The organism is Nonomuraea sp. NPDC048916 (assembly GCF_040649575.1).
Classification (GTDB): Bacteria; Actinomycetota; Actinomycetes; order Streptosporangiales; family Streptosporangiaceae; genus Nonomuraea.
In genome coordinates, this window is the sequence record NZ_JBEZFS010000066.1 from 1 (window position 1) to 16930 (window position 16930).

At 66.4% G+C, this 16930-nt stretch carries 22 protein-coding genes and 2 tRNA genes; 8 read left to right on the forward strand and 16 right to left on the reverse strand.

The features are described from left to right. Positions 1–329: 329 nt before the first annotated feature. The 4 genes from AB0C16_RS38415 to AB0C16_RS38430 form a co-directional block, all read right to left on the reverse strand. Positions 330–394: transfer RNA gene (locus AB0C16_RS38415), tRNA-Ser, on the reverse strand. 126 nt (positions 395–520) lie between these two features. Further along, positions 521–1303, reverse strand: a complete 783-nt coding sequence (locus AB0C16_RS38420; protein ID WP_357690787.1) for a transposase family protein — start codon at positions 1301–1303, stop codon at positions 521–523. A 151-nt stretch (positions 1304–1454) separates the two neighbouring features. Continuing rightward, a complete protein-coding gene (locus AB0C16_RS38425; RefSeq protein ID WP_357690789.1) occupies positions 1455–2234 on the reverse strand; it encodes a hypothetical protein in 780 nt (259 codons plus the stop codon). A 332-nt stretch (positions 2235–2566) separates the two neighbouring features. Then, positions 2567–3370: a hypothetical protein gene (locus AB0C16_RS38430; protein ID WP_357690791.1), complete on the reverse strand. Its 804-nt coding sequence runs from the start codon at positions 3368–3370 to the stop codon at positions 2567–2569. A gap of 164 nt (positions 3371–3534) precedes the next feature. Here AB0C16_RS38430 and AB0C16_RS38435 point away from each other — a divergent pair, with 164 nt between their 5' ends. Next, the gene (locus AB0C16_RS38435; RefSeq protein WP_357690793.1) at positions 3535–4101 is read left to right on the forward strand and encodes a hypothetical protein; all 567 of its coding nucleotides are present in this window, start codon (positions 3535–3537) and stop codon (positions 4099–4101) included. A 548-nt stretch (positions 4102–4649) separates the two neighbouring features. Here the strand turns inward: AB0C16_RS38435 and AB0C16_RS38440 are convergent. The 3 genes from AB0C16_RS38440 to AB0C16_RS38450 all read right to left on the reverse strand — a co-directional run bounded on the left by AB0C16_RS38440 (position 4650) and on the right by AB0C16_RS38450 (position 5624). Beyond that, positions 4650–4847, reverse strand: a complete 198-nt coding sequence (locus tag AB0C16_RS38440; RefSeq protein ID WP_357690795.1) for a DUF2283 domain-containing protein — start codon at positions 4845–4847, stop codon at positions 4650–4652. A gap of 296 nt (positions 4848–5143) precedes the next feature. Continuing rightward, entirely contained in the window at positions 5144–5452 is a 309-nt protein-coding gene (locus AB0C16_RS38445) for a hypothetical protein (RefSeq protein ID WP_357690797.1), read from the reverse strand. Continuing rightward, the gene (locus AB0C16_RS38450) at positions 5424–5624 is read right to left on the reverse strand and encodes a hypothetical protein (protein ID WP_357690799.1); all 201 of its coding nucleotides are present in this window, start codon (positions 5622–5624) and stop codon (positions 5424–5426) included. The genes AB0C16_RS38445 and AB0C16_RS38450 overlap by 29 nt, the downstream gene beginning before the upstream one ends. A 613-nt stretch (positions 5625–6237) precedes the next feature. On the opposite strand from AB0C16_RS38450, the gene AB0C16_RS38455 reads away from it, so the two are divergent. Then, the gene (locus AB0C16_RS38455; RefSeq protein ID WP_357690801.1) at positions 6238–6600 is read left to right on the forward strand and encodes a hypothetical protein; all 363 of its coding nucleotides are present in this window, start codon (positions 6238–6240) and stop codon (positions 6598–6600) included. 63 nt (positions 6601–6663) lie between these two features. On the opposite strand, the gene AB0C16_RS38460 is transcribed toward AB0C16_RS38455, so the two are convergent. Beyond that, entirely contained in the window at positions 6664–6813 is a 150-nt protein-coding gene (locus tag AB0C16_RS38460; protein WP_357690803.1) for a hypothetical protein, read from the reverse strand. 345 nt (positions 6814–7158) lie between these two features. On the opposite strand from AB0C16_RS38460, the gene AB0C16_RS38465 reads away from it, so the two are divergent. Together AB0C16_RS38465 and AB0C16_RS38470 are read left to right on the forward strand one after the other, a co-directional pair. After that, positions 7159–7740 (forward strand): hypothetical protein, encoded by a 582-nt coding sequence (locus tag AB0C16_RS38465; protein WP_357690805.1) that lies wholly within the window; start codon positions 7159–7161, stop codon positions 7738–7740. Beyond that, the gene (locus AB0C16_RS38470; RefSeq protein WP_357690807.1) at positions 7737–8294 is read left to right on the forward strand and encodes a GNAT family N-acetyltransferase; all 558 of its coding nucleotides are present in this window, start codon (positions 7737–7739) and stop codon (positions 8292–8294) included. Before AB0C16_RS38465 ends, AB0C16_RS38470 begins: the two co-directional genes overlap by 4 nt. A 231-nt stretch (positions 8295–8525) precedes the next feature. Here the strand turns inward: AB0C16_RS38470 and AB0C16_RS38475 are convergent. Together AB0C16_RS38475 and rlmB are read right to left on the reverse strand one after the other, a co-directional pair. Further along, positions 8526–8598, reverse strand: a tRNA-Thr gene (locus AB0C16_RS38475). Between the two features lie 21 nt (positions 8599–8619). Continuing rightward, positions 8620–9579, reverse strand: coding sequence for a 23S rRNA (guanosine(2251)-2'-O)-methyltransferase RlmB (gene rlmB, locus AB0C16_RS38480; RefSeq protein WP_357690809.1), 960 nt, complete (start codon positions 9577–9579; stop codon positions 8620–8622). Positions 9580–9763: 184 nt separating this feature from the next. Here rlmB and AB0C16_RS38485 point away from each other — a divergent pair, with 184 nt between their 5' ends. Together AB0C16_RS38485 and AB0C16_RS38490 are read left to right on the forward strand one after the other, a co-directional pair. Beyond that, positions 9764–10327, forward strand: a complete 564-nt coding sequence (locus tag AB0C16_RS38485; RefSeq protein ID WP_357690811.1) for a TetR/AcrR family transcriptional regulator — start codon at positions 9764–9766, stop codon at positions 10325–10327. Between the two features lie 177 nt (positions 10328–10504). Next, the gene (locus AB0C16_RS38490) at positions 10505–11134 is read left to right on the forward strand and encodes a hemerythrin domain-containing protein (protein WP_357690813.1); all 630 of its coding nucleotides are present in this window, start codon (positions 10505–10507) and stop codon (positions 11132–11134) included. On the opposite strand, the gene cysS is transcribed toward AB0C16_RS38490, so the two are convergent. Both cysS and AB0C16_RS38500 read right to left on the reverse strand, forming a co-directional pair. Continuing rightward, positions 11131–12522, reverse strand: a complete 1392-nt coding sequence (gene cysS, locus AB0C16_RS38495) for a cysteine--tRNA ligase (RefSeq protein WP_357690815.1) — start codon at positions 12520–12522, stop codon at positions 11131–11133. The two genes, AB0C16_RS38490 and cysS, sit on opposite strands and share 4 nt — an antisense overlap. A 43-nt stretch (positions 12523–12565) precedes the next feature. Then, positions 12566–12952, reverse strand: coding sequence for a PPOX class F420-dependent oxidoreductase (locus tag AB0C16_RS38500; RefSeq protein ID WP_357690816.1), 387 nt, complete (start codon positions 12950–12952; stop codon positions 12566–12568). 53 nt (positions 12953–13005) lie between these two features. Between AB0C16_RS38500 and AB0C16_RS38505 the strand changes: the two genes are divergently transcribed. After that, positions 13006–14235: a DUF2637 domain-containing protein gene (locus AB0C16_RS38505; protein ID WP_357690817.1), complete on the forward strand. Its 1230-nt coding sequence runs from the start codon at positions 13006–13008 to the stop codon at positions 14233–14235. A 62-nt stretch (positions 14236–14297) separates the two neighbouring features. Here the strand turns inward: AB0C16_RS38505 and AB0C16_RS38510 are convergent, their stop codons facing one another. From AB0C16_RS38510 to AB0C16_RS38525, 4 genes are all read right to left on the reverse strand, one after another. Then, on the reverse strand, positions 14298–14573 hold the full coding sequence (locus AB0C16_RS38510) for a GlsB/YeaQ/YmgE family stress response membrane protein (protein ID WP_357690818.1): 276 nt from the start codon (positions 14571–14573) through the stop codon (positions 14298–14300). 96 nt (positions 14574–14669) lie between these two features. Next, positions 14670–14957, reverse strand: coding sequence for a GlsB/YeaQ/YmgE family stress response membrane protein (locus AB0C16_RS38515; protein WP_357690819.1), 288 nt, complete (start codon positions 14955–14957; stop codon positions 14670–14672). A gap of 177 nt (positions 14958–15134) precedes the next feature. After that, positions 15135–15602 carry a 2-C-methyl-D-erythritol 2,4-cyclodiphosphate synthase gene (gene ispF / locus AB0C16_RS38520; protein WP_357690820.1) on the reverse strand — a complete coding sequence of 156 codons (468 nt, stop codon included), beginning with the start codon at positions 15600–15602 and terminating at the stop codon, positions 15135–15137. A gap of 17 nt (positions 15603–15619) precedes the next feature. Then, entirely contained in the window at positions 15620–16102 is a 483-nt protein-coding gene (locus tag AB0C16_RS38525; protein WP_043624891.1) for a CarD family transcriptional regulator, read from the reverse strand. Positions 16103–16341: 239 nt separating this feature from the next. Here AB0C16_RS38525 and AB0C16_RS38530 point away from each other — a divergent pair, with 239 nt between their 5' ends. Next, entirely contained in the window at positions 16342–16917 is a 576-nt protein-coding gene (locus AB0C16_RS38530) for a copper chaperone PCu(A)C (RefSeq protein WP_357690822.1), read from the forward strand. Positions 16918–16930: the final 13 nt, after the last annotated feature.

Genomic DNA, 16930 nt, shown 5'->3' on the forward strand with positions numbered 1-16930 from the left:
TTCACCCTCAACGGCACAGACCATGCCAGCCACCGCGAGCAGGGCAGCATGATCCGCCGCTACATCGCCTGGCGCAACCGCAACACTCACAACCCCCGCCTACGCAGGATCATCAACAGGGCGAACGTGGCCTGATGCGGCACTAGTTCGCCAACGCAAATCAGATGCATCGTAGCCGTGACCGCAGGCAGGAAGGAGCCGGGAACGGGTGGGTGCGGAGTGAACGGCTGCCAGGGGCAGGAGTCTTATGCCCACGTTGCTGTACAGCGCTGCTGTATGGAGATCAAAAAGGCCCCTTCCACGTCCCGGAAGGGGCCTTCTAGCTGCAGAGCCGACGAGGGGAATCGAACCCCTGACCTTCTGTTTACAAGAGACTTCGCGACCGTCCACGGGCATCCACCGCCGCCTCCCGAACCTGGTCGGGCGTGTTCAGCGAAGTCTCTCAGTCGAAGATTGTCCAGCGTCGTCCAAGCCCGTTGTTAGCATCCGCGTTAGCAAGATCGCTTACTATGAGCACTTTTCATCCTGAGTAGCGGCCTTCTTCGATGAGCTGCAGGACGAGGATGGCCTGCACGATCGTGGTGGCGCGGTGCGGGCAGCAGCGCAGCCGGGTCAGGACCTTCCAGGTCTTCAAGGTGGCAACGGCGCGTTCACCGCAGGCGCGGATGCGCGCGTGTGCGCGGTTGACCGAGCGCTGGTGGCGCGACAGCGGCGGCCGGAGCCGATGGCCTTTGAACGGGGTGCGGATGCTGCCGCCCGCGCCTTGGTAGCCCTTGTCGGCGAGGGTCTTCACTCCTGCGGTGGTGAGCGCGTCGATCAGGCCGGTGGCGCGGGCTGCGGTCAGGTCATGGGTGGCACCGGGCAGCGCCGGTGAGGCCCATACGAGCCGGCCGGCTGGATCGGCCAGGACCTGCACGTTCACGCCGTGGCGTCGGTGTTTTCCGGAGTAGTACGGTCGTTCGTCGGTCAGCCGGTCGATCGGGATGAGGGTGCCGTCCAGGATGGTGTAGGCCAGACGGCCGGCGCGTAAGACGGCGGCGTGGACGTCGTCGGCGAGCGTGGCGAGCAGGTCGGCGGCCTCGCGGACGTAGCGCCAAGCGGTGCTGGTGCCGATGCCGAAGCCTGCGGCCAGGCGTGCGTAGGTGTCGCCGTTGCGCAGGTGGGCCAGGACCAGCAGGGCTTGCCGGGATGGGTCCAGGCGCCGCCATCGGCAGCGGCGCTCGGCACGCCGGGCGCGGATCAGCGAGGCCAGGCAGATCAGGGTGTGATTGGACAGCGGAATCGCGGCACGGTAAGACAGCAACGAGGCTCTCCGGTAGAGGCATCGGATCTTGGTCGACTGCTGTCTTACCGGGAGCCTCTTCTCATGTCGACTGGTCCCGGTGCCGCGCCTGCTGACCTGCGCGATCAGGTTGGAAAAGCCTCTATGATGCCTGGCCGTCGGCGGCACCGTCTCAGAGCAAGGTCTCCGGGCGGAGGACCTCGTCGCGCAAGATCCGATGGATCTCGCTGGCATCGGCGTTGTGGTTCGTCTGACGTCGCAGTTCTTTTCGAATGGCATCGGCCACCACGTCGGACAGAAGCACCTGCGCCAAGGACTTCGGTGACGTTGCAGCGCGAGCCCTCCACAGGTCGTCGATCAGCCTGCGCTTGAACGCCTCCTTGGTCAGATAGAAGAGCGCGTCCGTCTTGGCGCCCAAGCCGGCGTCGCTGAGCAGGTCCACTTCAAGGGCCAGGTCTATGACCACGGGGAGGCCGGCCGTCATGTGGTAGGCCTGCCATACCTGCCCGTTTGAAAGGATCATCCATTCAACACCCTCGTTTACGGCGTACATCTGCACCTGGCGCAGGTGCTTGGCGTTGAGCTTCTGACTGCAGCGCTTCACCTCGATGAAGGCGACCAGTTGCTTGTCGATGCGAATGCCATAGTCAGCGAATTCGCCCTTCACCTGGTACTCCGTGGTGAGATCGTCGTATTTGTCGTATCCGAGCCCGACGCACAGGAAGTCGGTGATAAGAAGCCGCGTATCCCCTTCGTTCGCATCACGCGCGACGAGATCGTTGAGCGGCTTCGCGTAGCGCCGTATCGCCGCTCGAACGCGGTCCCGCGCATCGGTCTCCCATTTCGGAACCGCTCGCGCTCCTGCCGCCCTCTTCGCAGGGGAGACTGCAGCCCCCTTGGCTGTCTCTGCCTGCTCGTTGCCGACAATGGCCTGTACTGTCTGCTCGCTCATGGCTACCACCTGCACATCTAGTAGAGACATGGCAGGTTAAGCACTTCTCGAAGATCAATGCATCGGTCCATTTCAATCGATACAAAAATGACTCCGAGGCGGCACGACAGGTCACATAAAACCATAATTGTCACGAATTGCATACATATATCCCATTTACCTCTTTCGACAGCAAGGCATCAGAGCTAGGGACGCAATGCTGGTCGGTAGAGCGCGGTCAGGTATGGCGGTGTTGCTGTGTGGCGCTGCTGTACAGCGCTCTGCCCGACGTGCTTCGGCGCTGTTGTCACCCGGTTCGCCGCGAAGAAGGACCCCGTCGTCCTTCAAGCTCGTCAGGTGGCAACGGACGGATACCGGGCTGCCGCAAGGTCGTCGGCGAGGTCCTTCATGGCAAGATCAGCGTTCAGCGCGGTGACCACCGCCTGCGTCAGCGGACGGAGGGCATAGATGTGTCGCACCGCATCGAGATCCACGGGTACCTCGTAGTAGTCCTTCGCGAACCGCTGGAACGCCTCCGGAGACGGGTCAATGAGCCTTGCGAACAGGTACGCCGCCCCATCGGGATCGCTCACGCTGTCAGGGTAGTCAATCTCACCCACCCGCCAGCAGTCATCACCGGCCTCACGCCACAGACAAGCGGTCACGACCGGCATGCCATCCTCGTCGCAGAACGCCGGCTCCTCCACACAGTGGCGGACGACCTCGGGGACGGAGTCGAGTACCCCTGGCCACGGCCCGTCGTTGGCGTACGGGCTCATCACCGCCTCATGGGCGAAGCCGCGGATGTACGTGCCCGCCGCAGAGAAGACGATGGAGTATTCGTCTCCCGAGCCGTTGCGCATTGAGGCCATCTCCTCTCCAAGGCTCCAGCCCGCGTCGAAGGAGTGGTAGCGACTGGACCATTCCGGGCTCATGATGGCCTCCAGTACCGCCATGGACCGGCACAGATCGCGGAGCACCGGGATATCGGGCAGCAGTCGGGCCACATCGTGAGCAGTCATGAGCCTCATCCAACCGGATGCCAGCGACATCCCGGTGTCCTTCCGAAAGTCATGGGATACCAGCACTCCAGCAAGGCGGGCGTAGGACAGCCGTGCTAATGTCGCCGAATTGGCTCTGGCCTGCGGTTTGGCCACTCGCCACTTCTCGCTGTCTGTGGATGTCTCACACTCTCATGTGCCCTCGCTGTGCCCGCGGGGCGCGCTTCGTTGCGAGTAAGATCAGATCTACGCCGCTGCCCTCCGCTGCCTGCCCTTCATCCAGGCCTGGCCAGACGGGGCCCTATGGGGTTCTACAGTCCATGGTTGTCCTTATCGATCCAGCCACAGTCAAGCATTCTGGTTTGCACATTGAGCGTTCTAGAAGACTTGCGCGCTATGTCTATGATGAAATTATCCACATGCAAGCCATCCTTACTGCTCTCATTGCTGTTGGTGGAACCCTGCTCGGTTCGTTCATGACATACACGTTTCAGCGTCATACCACAAGTCGTACCGAACGATTCACCCGCGCCGAGCGACTTCGCCAAGAGAGGATGGTCGTATACAGCGCTTTCGCTGGGGCCGTCCTTGAGTTCCGGTACGCACAACGCGAGAGGATAGAAAAAAGACGAACTAGCCATAATATGCCTGATTATCAAGAGGCCAAAGCCGAATCATATCGTCGACGCGCCGCTGCATGGCAAGCCCTATACCGAGTACGACTTGTGTGCGATGAGCCGCAAGTGATCATATTGGCAGACAAGGCAATGGATCTCACTGCGAGCATGGATGATCTGGATACTCGAGAAGAAGTAATGGCGCGCACCACCGAGATAAGAAAATCGGTGGAAGAGTTCATATCTGCCTCGTCATCCCACGTCCGCTGACGGCCAAGCCGTAGCACCCCTTTCCATCAGCACGAGGCGGGATGGCGGTATCGGAGAACACCATCGCCGAGCGCATGGCCGAGTTCGGGTTAGCCGGCCAGGCGGCCAGGAAACACCGGTTGCTGACCCGTTAGGGCAAACGGCCCGCGGCCCCGACCTGGTCGGGCGCTCGTTGACCGCGATGCGCCGGACGTGCTGTGGTGCGGCGACGTCACCGAGATCGTCACCGGCGAGGGCAAGCTCTACCTCGCCACAGTCGAAATTCTGTTCTCCCTCCGACTGCGCGGCTATGGGGTCTCCCCCCACGGCCTCCACGACCTTTAGCATATCCACGCGACGACGCTGCTCCTGGCGGGGTCCCCGTCCACGTCGTCGCGGCGCGCCTGGATCACGCCGACCCAGCCATCACCCACCGGGTCTATGCACACGTCATCCATGAGCAAGCGGCGACGGTCGCCGACGTGTTCGCGGACGCCGTCAAGAACAGCGCCTTAAGATTCATGCCAGATACTGTACGAGGGCTCCAAGCTCGGGAGGGCCCTCTTTGCCTATTCTTCTGGCCACGCGGCGAGGATCTCGATGCCAATCACCCGGCCGCTCTCGTCCAGGTCGAGGTTGACCATTGGGCTGTCCACCGAAACCGTCCGGGCCACGCCACCGGGCGCGATCGGGCCCCGCAAATAGACGTACGCGGCCTCCGCCTCGGTGTCGTAGGTCCACGTGCCGGGGTGCTCGTCCAGGGTCACGGAGTCTCCTGTTAGCAGGGCTGCAGCAAGATCTCAAGATGATCCTGACAAATGAGAAGCTCCTGTACAGGTCATCCCTGTTCAGGAGCTTCTCGCAACAGAGCCGACGAGGGGAATCGAACCCCTGACCTTCTGTTTACAAGAGGGTTCCAGCTCGTCCACGGTCGTCCGAGACTGACTTCGGCGCCTGCGTGGGAGGGGTTTCCCTCCGGCTCCGGGGATTCTTTGGCTGTCCATGATCATCCAGAGCCGCAGTTAGCAAATCCGTTAGCCAGATCGGTTGGGGTTCCACTCGCTTAGTACACCTGAACGCGGGTGATGACGCAGTGCGGTTCCTCTGCGTCCGCCACGACGACGTACTCGGCGACACCCAGGATCCCATCCGTGCCGAGTGGAACCCTCCGCTGCTGTGTCCACTGGGGCGAAGCAGTGTGCCCAGGGACCCCGCCCCTCGTCTCGTTGATCTCAACGGACAGCGCGGCGATCGCCGAGAACAACACCGGGCTGATCTGGGGATCCGCCAACAGCTCCGCAACGCTCTCGGAGAAGTAACAGGGCCACCCCTCCTCTTCACACTCACTCAAGAGGCTGGCCCTGCCGCTCACGGCGAGCGAGGATGTCCTCCATCGTGACGACCGGCAAGGTGCCGTCCATTGCTGCCCGGCTAATCTGCTCGGCCTCGGGGTCGGTGTCCAGCATCGCCTCACACCACCACCGGCGCAGGATCGCCTCAGCCTGATCCAGCTGTGCCGTACCAAGCTCGCGGTAGAACTCCATCCGCCGGCCACCTTGAAGCGCGGCGGCGATCCCGTCGACGGTACGCGCTACCCGGGGTTCCCGAGGAACTTGTGAATGAACAGGCTGAGCGCTCATACCGCGAGGATAGCCGCCAGAGGCGACAGCGCACTGGGAGGGGACCAAATGAAGCTCGCCATGTGGAAACAAGAGGCCATCGCCAAGATCGCGAGGGCCTTCTACCTGGGAGCCGACGAGGGGAATCGAATCCCTGATCTTCTATTTACAAGGACTTGAGGCCGTCCACGGCTGTCTACCGCTGTTGGACATTCCTGCTTAGCGGCTTCTGTGGCTTGATCAGCTTCCAGGTGCGTACAGCGGTGTCCGAGGTGATCAGGATGGGTTAGCAAGATCGGCTGGCCCATCGCCGCCTCCGGGACGGCATGCGGCTTCCTTATGTCTCCTCGGACCTGGCCGGGTTGCGAGCCGCCATTTATCCTCATCCAAGGTGCCGATGGTTTTACAGCTCGTGACCGTTCCGGCGACCGCATGGCGTTCTACCTGGGGTGGAGTGATCCCGGCGCTCCCCGCAGTCATGATCATTGCACGCATATTGCGTGGCTCCCAGAGGCCGCGCTGTGCGTACGCTGCCTTCGTGGACAGAGAGACGCTCGTTCAACTCCTCAACAGCGCAGGACGGGAAGCAGGCCATGCGTGCCGTCGGGCGCTCGCAGCTGGAGCCTACTTCGAGATATGGCCGGACCCGGTCGAGGCGCTCCCCCTGACCAGGACCTACCAGCGTCGCGCACGTCTTGCCCACCGGCTAGAGATCCCATCCCTTGGCTTCGAGGAGGCGGTCGCGCAGCTCAGCTCCTGCGGACTTGAGCACCTCATCCTGGGCATCGTCGCAAGCACAGAGCCCGCCTACCACTTTCAGCTCTTCCTATCTCCCGACGCATCACGTGTGGTCGCGTGCCTTGGCGTCAGCGGGCGCGCCAGGCACACCACCCCTGACTGAGATCACTCCTGGAGCTGGAGGTCGCGCCGGCGGCATGGTTATACGGTGGCCGCCATGGACGCGTCATATGCCGCTGATGCTCGCAGGATTTGGCAGACCCATGTACCACGTCGAGGCCAGGCGGACACCGTCCAAGGCGAGCTGCTGCGTGCAGTCGAGAAGCTCCGAGACGAGGCGCAGCGCAACGGCAACATCAACTGGGACGAGCACCATGAACGTCTCCTGGCCTACCTGCGAGAGACGCTCGCCAGGTCAGAGCGGTTCAGTCTGGCACCTACTGCGGCGGCCTGCGACGCCGCAACAACGGACGCGCCACCACCAACGAGCAGTACACCGTCGTAGTCCAGCGCATCCGCTCCGCCATCGCCCTGCTCGACTGGCTGACCGCCCGCGAGTTGACCCTGACGAACTGCGGCCAGGCAGATCTCGACCAATGGCTGAGCGACGACACGGCCTCCCACCACTACCACGCCGGCCACCTTCGTCCGCTGGGCCGCCCGACAGCGCCTCACCACGCTGTCCTTCCCCGCCGCACGCTGGGACGGCCCCACCCGCCCCATGGATGAGCAAGCCCGCTGGGATGCCGCCCGCGGTCTCCTGCACGACGACACCATCGGCTCCCGAGACCGTATCGCCGGCCTGCTCATCCTGCTCTACGCCCAACCCACCGCCCGGATCAGCCGACTCACCACCGGTCACGTCACCCTCGACGACGCCACGGTGACGATCCAGTTTGGGACGACACCCATCACTCTGCCCGGCCCTGTCGCCGACCTCGCCCGCCAGGTGCTGGACGGCAAACGCGGACACGCCACCACCGGCGCCGCCAACCCCTCACCCTGGTTGTTTCCCGGCGGCCAACCCGGCCGCCCGATCAGCGCCAGCCACCTCGGCAAACGCCTCAAAGACCTCGGCATCCAACCCGGCCAAGCACGCTCCACCGCCCTATTCCAACTCGCCACCGAACTGCCCGCCGCGCTGCTCGCCCGCATGCTCGGCATCCACATCGACGTCGCCGTCGCCTGGCAACGCGCATCCTCCGGCGACTGGATGACCTACGCCGCCGACATCAGCCGCAGACCCCGTCCGGAAGAACCAAGCCCGTCACCGAGCCGACCGTTGGAAACGGAGACCTTGTGACCCAGCCAACCCGCGTTGAACATGATGTCATTGAGATCGTTCAGGCCACGCGTCCCGAAGACATGACACCCGAGGTGAGCCGCGAGCTGGTCAACTGCTGGATGACCGTGGCCAACAACGGCGGAGCCGTCGGCTTCGCGTTCCCTCCGGTCAGCATCGACGACGTGCGCCCTGCCGCAGATCAGCTCATCGCAGACCTTGATCCCCAATACAACCTGCTCCTGCTCGCCAAACTCGGCGGTGTCCTCGCTGGATGGCTGAACCTGAGTCGCTACCGGGACCCGCTCGTTCCGCACTGGGGCACGGTCAAACGTGTCCAGACCCACCCCGACTTCCGCGGCTGCGGCATCGGTGCCGCGTTGATGCACCGCGTCCGTGAAGTCGCTCGCGACGAACTGGGGCTCGAGCAACTCCGACTCGAAGCACGAGGCGGAGAAGGACTCGAAGACTTCGACGGCCGACTCGGCTGGCAGGAGATCGGCCGATGGCCCGGTGCACTCCGCTTCGATCACGACGACCGCGACGAGGTCCTCATGCTCCTGGCACCACTGTGAGGTCCACCCTCTCCGAGGCATTCGGACAGTTCTGATATCCGACGGTGCCGTTACACCTGCTGGAAGGTGACCGGCGTGCCGCGACCAAAACCATCTCCAGCGCTCTCCTGGGGCAACAGACCCCGATGGCTCCCAAGGTGGCTCCCACAGACGCCGAAGACACCGGGTGAAAATCAGAAAACACAAGGCCCCTGACAGCATTACGCCTGTTCAGGGGCCTTATGGATGCAGAGCCGACGAGGGGAATCGAACCCCTGACCTTCTGTTTACAAGACAGACGCTCTGCCGATTGAGCTACGTCGGCGCGGGCTATCAGTCTAGACGGTCACCGACGCCTGTGACGAGCGACCTCGTACAACGCCACCCCTGCCGCCACTCCCGCGTTCAGCGACTCCGCGGCCGCCTGCATCGGAATGCGGACCAGCACGTCACACTGCTCGCGCACCAGCCGCGACAACCCCTTGCCCTCGGAGCCCACGACGACGACCAGTGGCTCGGTGAGCAGGTCGGCGTCACCGATGTCGGTGGTGCTCTCGCCGTCGAGCCCGACGACGAACAGCCCGGCGTCACGGTATTCGCGGAGTGCCGCCGTGAGGTTGGCCGCTCGGGCCACGCGGAGGTTGGCGAGGGTGCCCGCGGAGGTCTTCCAGGCGCCTCCGGTGACTCCGGCGGCGCGGCGGGACGGAATGAGCAGGCCGTGGGCGCCGAAGGCGGTGGCCGAACGGGCGATGGCGCCAAGGTTGCGGGGGTCGGTGACGCCGTCGAGGGCCACGACCAGCGGCACCTCGGCCGCGTCCTGGGCCAGCTCGACGAGCTCGGACGGGTGGGCGTAGTCGTAGGCCGGGATCTGCAGGACGATGCCCTGATGGACGGCGCCCTCGGTGAGCCGGTCGAGCTTGTCGCGGCTGGACTCGAGGAGGGCGATGCCGCGCTCGGCGGCGATCTTGATGGAGTCGCGGACGCGGTCGTCGTTGTCGATGCGCTGGGCGACGTAGAGGGCGTTGGCGGGCACCCCGGCGAGCAGCGCCTCCAGCACGGGGTTGCGCCCGCCGATGAACTCGGGGGCGTCCTCGGAGCGCCTCTGCCGGGTGGGCGCGGGACGGCGGCCGCCTCGCTCCTCGCGGGCGATCCGCTCGGTGCGCGCCTTGTCTTTGTACCAGTGGCGCATCTCCGCGGGCGGGGTCGAACCCTTGCCCTCGAGCCCCCGGCGTCCCTGACCTCCGGTGCCCTTGGACGGGCCCTTCTTCTTCGCGGGCCTGCCCGACGCCCTACCCCCAGCTGCCATGGCATCAAGGGTACTCGGGCCGCTACCCACCTCACGCCCTGCGAGCCGGGGGTCAGGTGGGCCGGCACGGCTTCGCGGTGATCGGACACCTGCTTGTCACCGTCGATCCCCTCGAACCGCACGAATGAACGCCCGTTTTATGGCTGATTGGGCGTTTGTACCTACGAGTAGGTACAGTGACGAGATGGACACCGCCGAACGACTGATCCGGAGCGCGCAACAGTTGCTCTGGGAGCGCGGATATGTCGGCACCAGCCCCAAGGCCATCCAGCAGCTAGCCGAGGCCGGCCAGGGAAGCATGTACCACCACTTCACCGGCAAGCAGGACCTCGCGTTCCAGGCCATCCGCCGCAACGCCGAGCAGCTGTGCTCCGAGGCGGACGAACGGCTCTCCACGCCCGGCACGTTCTACGAGCGCATCGCGGCCTACCTGCTGCGTGAGCGCGACGTGCTGCGCGGGTGCAGGGTGGGGCGGCTCGCGGCCGACCCCGACGTGCTCGCCAGTCCCGTGCTGCGCGGGCTACTCGATGAGACGTTCATCTGGCTGAACGGGCGCATCGAGGAGCTGCTCGTGGAGGGACGCGAGTGCGGGGAGTTCTCCGAAGCCCTCGTTCCCTCCGATGTCGCGTGCGCCATCACCGCCGTGGTGCAGGGCGGATACGTGCTGGCCATGTCGGCGGCCTCGCCAGAGCCGTTCGAGCGGGCGGCGCGTGGCGCGCTCAACCTGCTCACCGCCTACACCACGTGACAGGGGTGGCCATGTCCACCACCCGTCGCCGGGCGCCGGCGACGGTCCGGACAGAGTTCCGGCTGGACGACCGCACCGGCCCGGCAGGGCCGGCGAATGGATGAAACAGACCTAAGGACGTGCATGCAAAGCACCGAACATCGCCGCACGGGCGATTCACACCCGGATCTCACCGGCGTGCGGATCGTTCATCGGGCGCTACGTGACGACCTTCGCAGGCTGGCCCGCCTCGCCAAAGAGCTCGATGACGGCCCGACGGCGATCGACAGGGAGCAGGCCGTGGCGATCCGCGACTACGTCATGCTGCTCGGCGACGAGCTCGCACGCCATCACGAGTGGGAGGCGCGGGTGCTGTGGCCTCTCGTCGGCGAGTCGGCAAGCGGGGTGATCGATACGCGGTCCTGCCTCCAGGAGCGCGCGATCGTGGCTCCGCTGCTGGAAGACCTGCGCCTGGTCGCGAACGACTTCGCCACGACCCCCACCGCCGGGGTCAAGGCGCTCGCCGCCGTTCTCAACGTGCTCGGCGACCAGATCGACGCGCATGTCGGTCACCAGGAACAGGAAGTGCTGACTGTGATCGCCGAACACGTCGGCGCCTCCGACTACGAGCGCGCGAAGCGGCAACTGCCGCGCACCGGCTGGCTGAGCCGTGTCACCTGGGCGCTCCCGTGGCGGGCCCGCTTCGCGACGCCCGAGGAGCGACGCCACCTCAAGCGCCACGCCGGGCGGGTCACCTGGCTCCTGACGGCAGTGCTCGGTCGTTCGTACGCGACCCTCGAACGTCGTGCCTTCGCCCCGGCCGACTAACGGCCGAGCTCCCAGCGGGGCCCGTGCGGGGTGTCCTCGACCGTGATGCCCGCCTCCGTCAGCCGGTCTCTGATGGCGTCGGCCGCCGCGTAGTCCTTACGCTCACGGGCGGCCTTGCGCTGCTCCAGCGCCACCGCCACCAGCGTGTCGACCACCGGCTTCAGGTCGGAGCCGGCCGAGCGCCACTGCGGTGAGCGGGGGTCGAGGCCGAGCACGTCCAGCATGTTCTGCGTCTCGGCCAGCAGCCGCGCCACCGCCTCCTTGTCGCCGTGGGCCAGCGCGACATTACCCTCACGCACCACCTCGTGCACCACGGCGAGCGCCTGCGGGGTGCCGAGATCGTCATTGAGGGCGTCGGCGAACGCCTGGGGCAGCGGCGCGTGCGCGTCAACGTCGTGGATGACCTCCGCCGCCCGCGTCACGAACCCCTCGATGCGCTGGTAGGCGGCCGCGGCCTCCCGCAACGCCTCTTCGGAGTATTCGATCGAGGAACGGTAGTGCGGCGCGGCCAGGTAGTAGCGCAGCTCGACGGGCCGGACCTTCTGCACCATCTCGGGGATCAGCAGCGAGTTGCCGAGCGACTTGCTCATCTTCTCGGCGCCGATCTTGAGCATGCCGTTGTGCATCCAGTAGCGGGCGAACCCGTCGCCCGCCGCCTGGGACTGCGCGATCTCGTTCTCGTGGTGCGGGAACATCAGGTCGATGCCGCCGCCGTGGATGTCGAACGTCGGCCCGAGGTATTTGGTCGCCATCGCCGAGCACTCCAGGTGCCACCCGGGACGGCCGAGGCCCCAGGGAGTGGGCCAGGTGGGCTCGCCGGGCTTGGCGCCCTTCCACAGCGCGAAGTCGCGGGGGTCGCGCTTGCACGACTCGTCATCGGTGTCGGCGGCGGGCCGCATGTTCTCCAGTTGCTGGTTGGAGAGCTTGCCGTAGTGCTCGGAGTAGGACCGTACGTCGAAGTAGACGTCGCCGCCGGAGGCGTAGGCGTGGCCCCGCTCGATCAGCCGCTCCATCAGCGTGATCATCTCCGGCACGTGGCCGGTCGCGCGCGGCTCGACGGTCGGCGGGAGGCAGCCGAGCGTGTCGTAGGCCCAGGTGAAGGCACGCTGGTTGCGCTCGGCCACCACGAACCAGGGCACGCTCTCCTCGGCCGAGACCCTGATGATCTTGTCGTCGATGTCGGTGACGTTGCGGCAGAACATCACGTCGTATCCGGAACGCGTCAGCCAGCGCCGGAGGACGTCGAAGTTGACACCCGAGCGGATGTGCCCGATGTGCGGGGGAGCCTGCACGGTAGCCCCACACAGGTAGATCGACGCCCGGCCGGCTTCGACCGGAACGAATTCGCGGATGGTGCGCGCGCTGGTGTCGTAGATGTGCAGGCTCACGTAGGAAAGGCTAACGCCTCGGCCACGCTCACACGCCTAATAATCACCCTCGCAAGGTGACCCTGTCGGGCCGGACCCGGACGATCAGCCGCTTGACCCCGGGCGAGTCCTCCCACGGATTGCCGGTGTACTTCAGGGAGAGCTCCTGGATCAGCGCGCCTTCCGGGTCGTCCTCCAGCGTGACGCGGCCGCGCACCTCCGCGTATCTGTAGGGATCGGCCGGGTCGATGATGAGGAGACTGGTCCGCGGGTCGCGCTCGTAGTTGCGCGGCTTCTGGCGCCCGGCCACGGTGGAGAAGATCACGTCGTCACCGTCGGTGCGCACCCACACCACCGTGTTCTGCGGTCCGCCGTCCGGGTTGAGGCTGGTCACCGTGGCGTAGTTGGGGGCGTCGAACAGTTTCCGGACACCCTCGGACAGCTCGGCCATCTCTTCCTCCTTGATCGGTCCTGGCCTCCATTCTTCTGTAGGCTCGAACCGCCATGGACGTGACTCCCCCCACCACGCTGCGCCGCCTGGGCATCGCCCTGGCCGGCGTCGCCGTCGCCGCCCTGACCGGGGCCGCGTGCGCGCTCTCCTTCGACGACCTGCGGGCGCTGGCCATCCGGGGCGAGGCCCGGGCCGATCTCGCCTATCTCTATCCGGCGGCCTTCGACGCGCTCCTGGTGGTCGCGCTGATCAGCCTGCTCCTGCTGCGCTCGGCCCGGTTGCTGGTGCGGCTCCAGACGGCGACCGTGCTGGTCCTGCTCATCGTGGCCGCCGCCGCGGCCAACGTCACGACGGCGCTCGGCCTGGACGTCGCGGCACGACCGGCCGCCGTGGGCGTGGCCATCGCCCCGTGGGTCATGCTGGCGCTCGCCCTGTGGCTGTGGTTGCTGCTCATCAAGCACGTCCAGGACCGCCGGGCCCCCCACGCCGACGCCGACGACGGTACGGCGGAGCACGATCTGGTGCCCTTCCACCGGGGCGGCCCCGCCGAGGCGCCGCCCCCGCTCGCCCGGACGGCCCAGCCCGTGCTGGAGCCCACACCGGTCGTCGGGCCCACCGCGGCCCCCGAGACGCCGCCCATCTCCGAGCGTGTGACGAGTTGGCCCACCTCGGAGCCCGCGCGTGTCGCGAGCGCCGCCCATGAGCCCGCCCCAGCGGCCACCTCAGAGCCCGCCGCGAGCGCACGCGAGGCCGCGCACGAGCCCGTGGACCTGCCGGCGCCCGCCGACGAGTTCGAGGGCGAGGTCGGGCGAGACCGTGGCGGCGCCCACGAGCCCGACGACACGCCCGAGCCCGGCGACGACCGGAAATCGGTGCCGGAGCCACGCTCCGCGGCCGAGTTCGACCCCGCGATCCCGCCGGCGCACGCCACCGGGCACGAGGCCGAGCCCGCGGCGGCCGAGGAGCCCGAGGAGCGCCGTCCGGTGCGCTGGGGTGACCGGGTGAAGCCGGCCGACGTCCTGGTCCACCCGCGCACCACCCCCGACAAGGACGCCGACACCCAGCCCGTACGCGTGTTCACCGATGCGGCCGAGGAGGCGGGCGATCCCGACCCCGATCACGGCCCGGAAGCCGCCGACACCTCCGAGGGCCGGCGGCGTGAGAGCGACATGGAGGACACGGCGCCGCATCCGATCGTCCACGACACCGACCGGCCCGACCGGCCGGCCGCCGACGCCCCCTCCGGACGCCTTCGCAGCACCCCGCTCCCCCCGGAGGAGTGACGAAGGCAGCGCGAAGACCCGCCCGGTGCGAACCGGGCGGGTCTTCGGATGTCTTGGGGGTTCTAGGCTCTGGTGCCGCTGCCGCGCTTCAGCCCCGCGACGAGGCCAACGCCGACGATGGCCAGAACGACCTGCATGACCAGCTCGATCCAGTCGATGCCCGGGGTCGTCTCAACTCCCAGCACCTGCGCGATGAGCGTGCCCAGCAGGGCGGCGACGATGCCGACGACGATGGTGAGGATCCACCCGATGGCCTGCCGGCCGGGAAGCAGCAGACGACCGATGGCGCCAACGACGGCGCCGATCACGATGGCGCCAAGGATGGACTGGATTGTCATGGTACGAACCTCCCCATGAGGGTGAGCCGTTCACCTTCACGGAAAGGTCAGTACCCCGTAACGAGCGATTATGCGACGGTCTTCCGAAACCACAGGTCAGGTCCCGGTTCGTCCTGGTCCACTTGTCCGCCCCATGCCTATCCGGGTGACAAGCAGCACACCGATCACCGCCAGCCCCAGCTGGAGTATGTGCTCGATCCAGTCGATCCCCCGGGTGTCGGCCAGGCCGAACAGGTGGGCGATCAGGGTGCCGAGCAGCGCTGCCACGATGCCGACGATCAAGGTCAGCCCGATGGACATGTGCTGTTTGCCGGGTACGAGCAGCCTCGCCAGGGCGCCGACGATGGCACCGATGACGATCGCGGAGACAATCGCGCCGATCATGTGTACTCCCCCCGAGACGTTCACCTGCCTAAGGGGAGGTACCCGACAAATGACCACATTACGCATAGGGAAGGCGACGGTCCGTACCGCGCCAGTGACGGACCGCCGCCTCGGTGCTCGGCGGGCCGGAGGCAGCGCCCGCCGGGATACCCTCAACGCATCCCTGAAAGGGACGCCTCAGGACGAGGAAAGGTTGACCACGAGGGCGGTCGCGATCGCCGCGATCCCCTCACCGCGCCCGGTCAGCCCGAGCCCGTCGGTGGTGGTCGCGCTGATGCTGACGGGGGCCCCCAGGGCGGCGCCGAGCGCCAGCTCGGCTTCGACCCGGCGTGGCGCCAGCTTGGGCCGGTTGCCGATCACCTGGATCGCCACGTTGCCGATCTCGAAACCGGCCTCACGCACCTTGCGCGCCGTCTCCCGAAGGAGCGCGACGCCCGACGCGCCCGCCCAGCGCGGGTCGGCGGTGCCGAACAGGCCGCCCAGGTCGCCCAGGCCGGCGGCGGAGAGCAGGGCGTCGCAAGCCGCGTGGGCGGCGGCGTCGCCGTCGGAATGGCCCGCGAGGCCGATCTCGCCGGGCCAGCGCAGGCCGGCGAGGTTGAGCTCGCGCCCGGAAGCGAACGGGTGGACGTCGACACCGACGCCCACCCGTGGAAAGTTCGTATTCAGGAGTTGAGGACCTCGTCGAGTAGTGCTTCGGCCTTGTCCTCGTTGGTCTTCTCGGCGAGGGCCAGCTCACTCACCAGAATCTGACGCGCCTTGGCGAGCATGCGCTTCTCGCCCGCGGACAGACCACGCTCGCGATCTCTCCGCCACAGGTCTCTGACCACTTCGGCGACCTTGTTGACGTCGCCCGAAGCGAGCTTTTCGAGATTGGCCTTGTAGCGACGAGACCAGTTGGTCGGCTCCTCCGTGTGCGGCATGCGAAGGACATCGAAAACCCGCTCAAGGCCTTCTTGACCGACAACATCGCGCACGCCGACAAGTTCTGCGTTTTCCGCTGGCACCTGGACGGTAAGGTCGCCCTTGTCGACCTTGAGCACCAGGTAGGTCTTTTCCTCACCCTTGATGGATCGCTTCGTGATTGCTTCGATCCGAGCAGCCCCATGGTGGGGGTAGACGACAGTGTCGCCGACCTGGAAAGTCATGTGACAAGTACCCCTTCCGCTGTACTCCAGAGTACCACGCATCCACAGGGTCCCGGAACAGTGAAATCACCATAACTGCAGGTCAAAGCCGCATATTAGGGGTTGACAAGCGGTCAACTCTATGAATCGCATATGCGACATACCTAATGACCTGCAGGGGTGCGGATATGACCATGGAATCGGGTCGATATGGTGGGCGCTGCCCGATCACGCACGCGCGAACCAAGGAGAACCCGCCCGTGACCAGCCGTCGTTGGATTGTCGCCGCCGCCGCGTTCCTGGTGGCCCCCGTAGTCGCCGGCTGTTCGGCGGGATTCGACGCCGACACCAACAAGGCGTATGCCCCGAACGAGGCCAGTGTGCTCATCGACGGGGGCGGTTACGGCTCCCGCGAGATCCACATCCCGCAGGCCTTCATCCTCGGCCCCGACGCCGGCGCGCAGCTCGCGTGGCGCGGCTCGGCCCCGATCTACCTGAACATCCTCAACACCGCGGGCAAGGCCGACACCCTGCAGGCGGTCTCCGCCGGCGACCTCGGCACGGTGAAGGTCACGGCGCCCATCCAGCTGCCCACCGACCAGCTCGTCAACACGGGCAAGCCGGCGCCTCAGATCATGCTGGAAGGCCTCTCCAAGAGCCTCAGAGGCGGCGAGAGCGTCAAACTGGACCTCCAGTTCGCCAACGCCGGGCTCGTGTCCATGAACGTCCCCGTGGTCACACGCAGCCGCGAGTTCGCGGACTACCCGCCGGCGCCCGGCGCCACCCCGGCCCCGACGCCCACGCCGACCGCCGAGGCGACCGAAGCCGCCCACTGACACGCGGAAACCC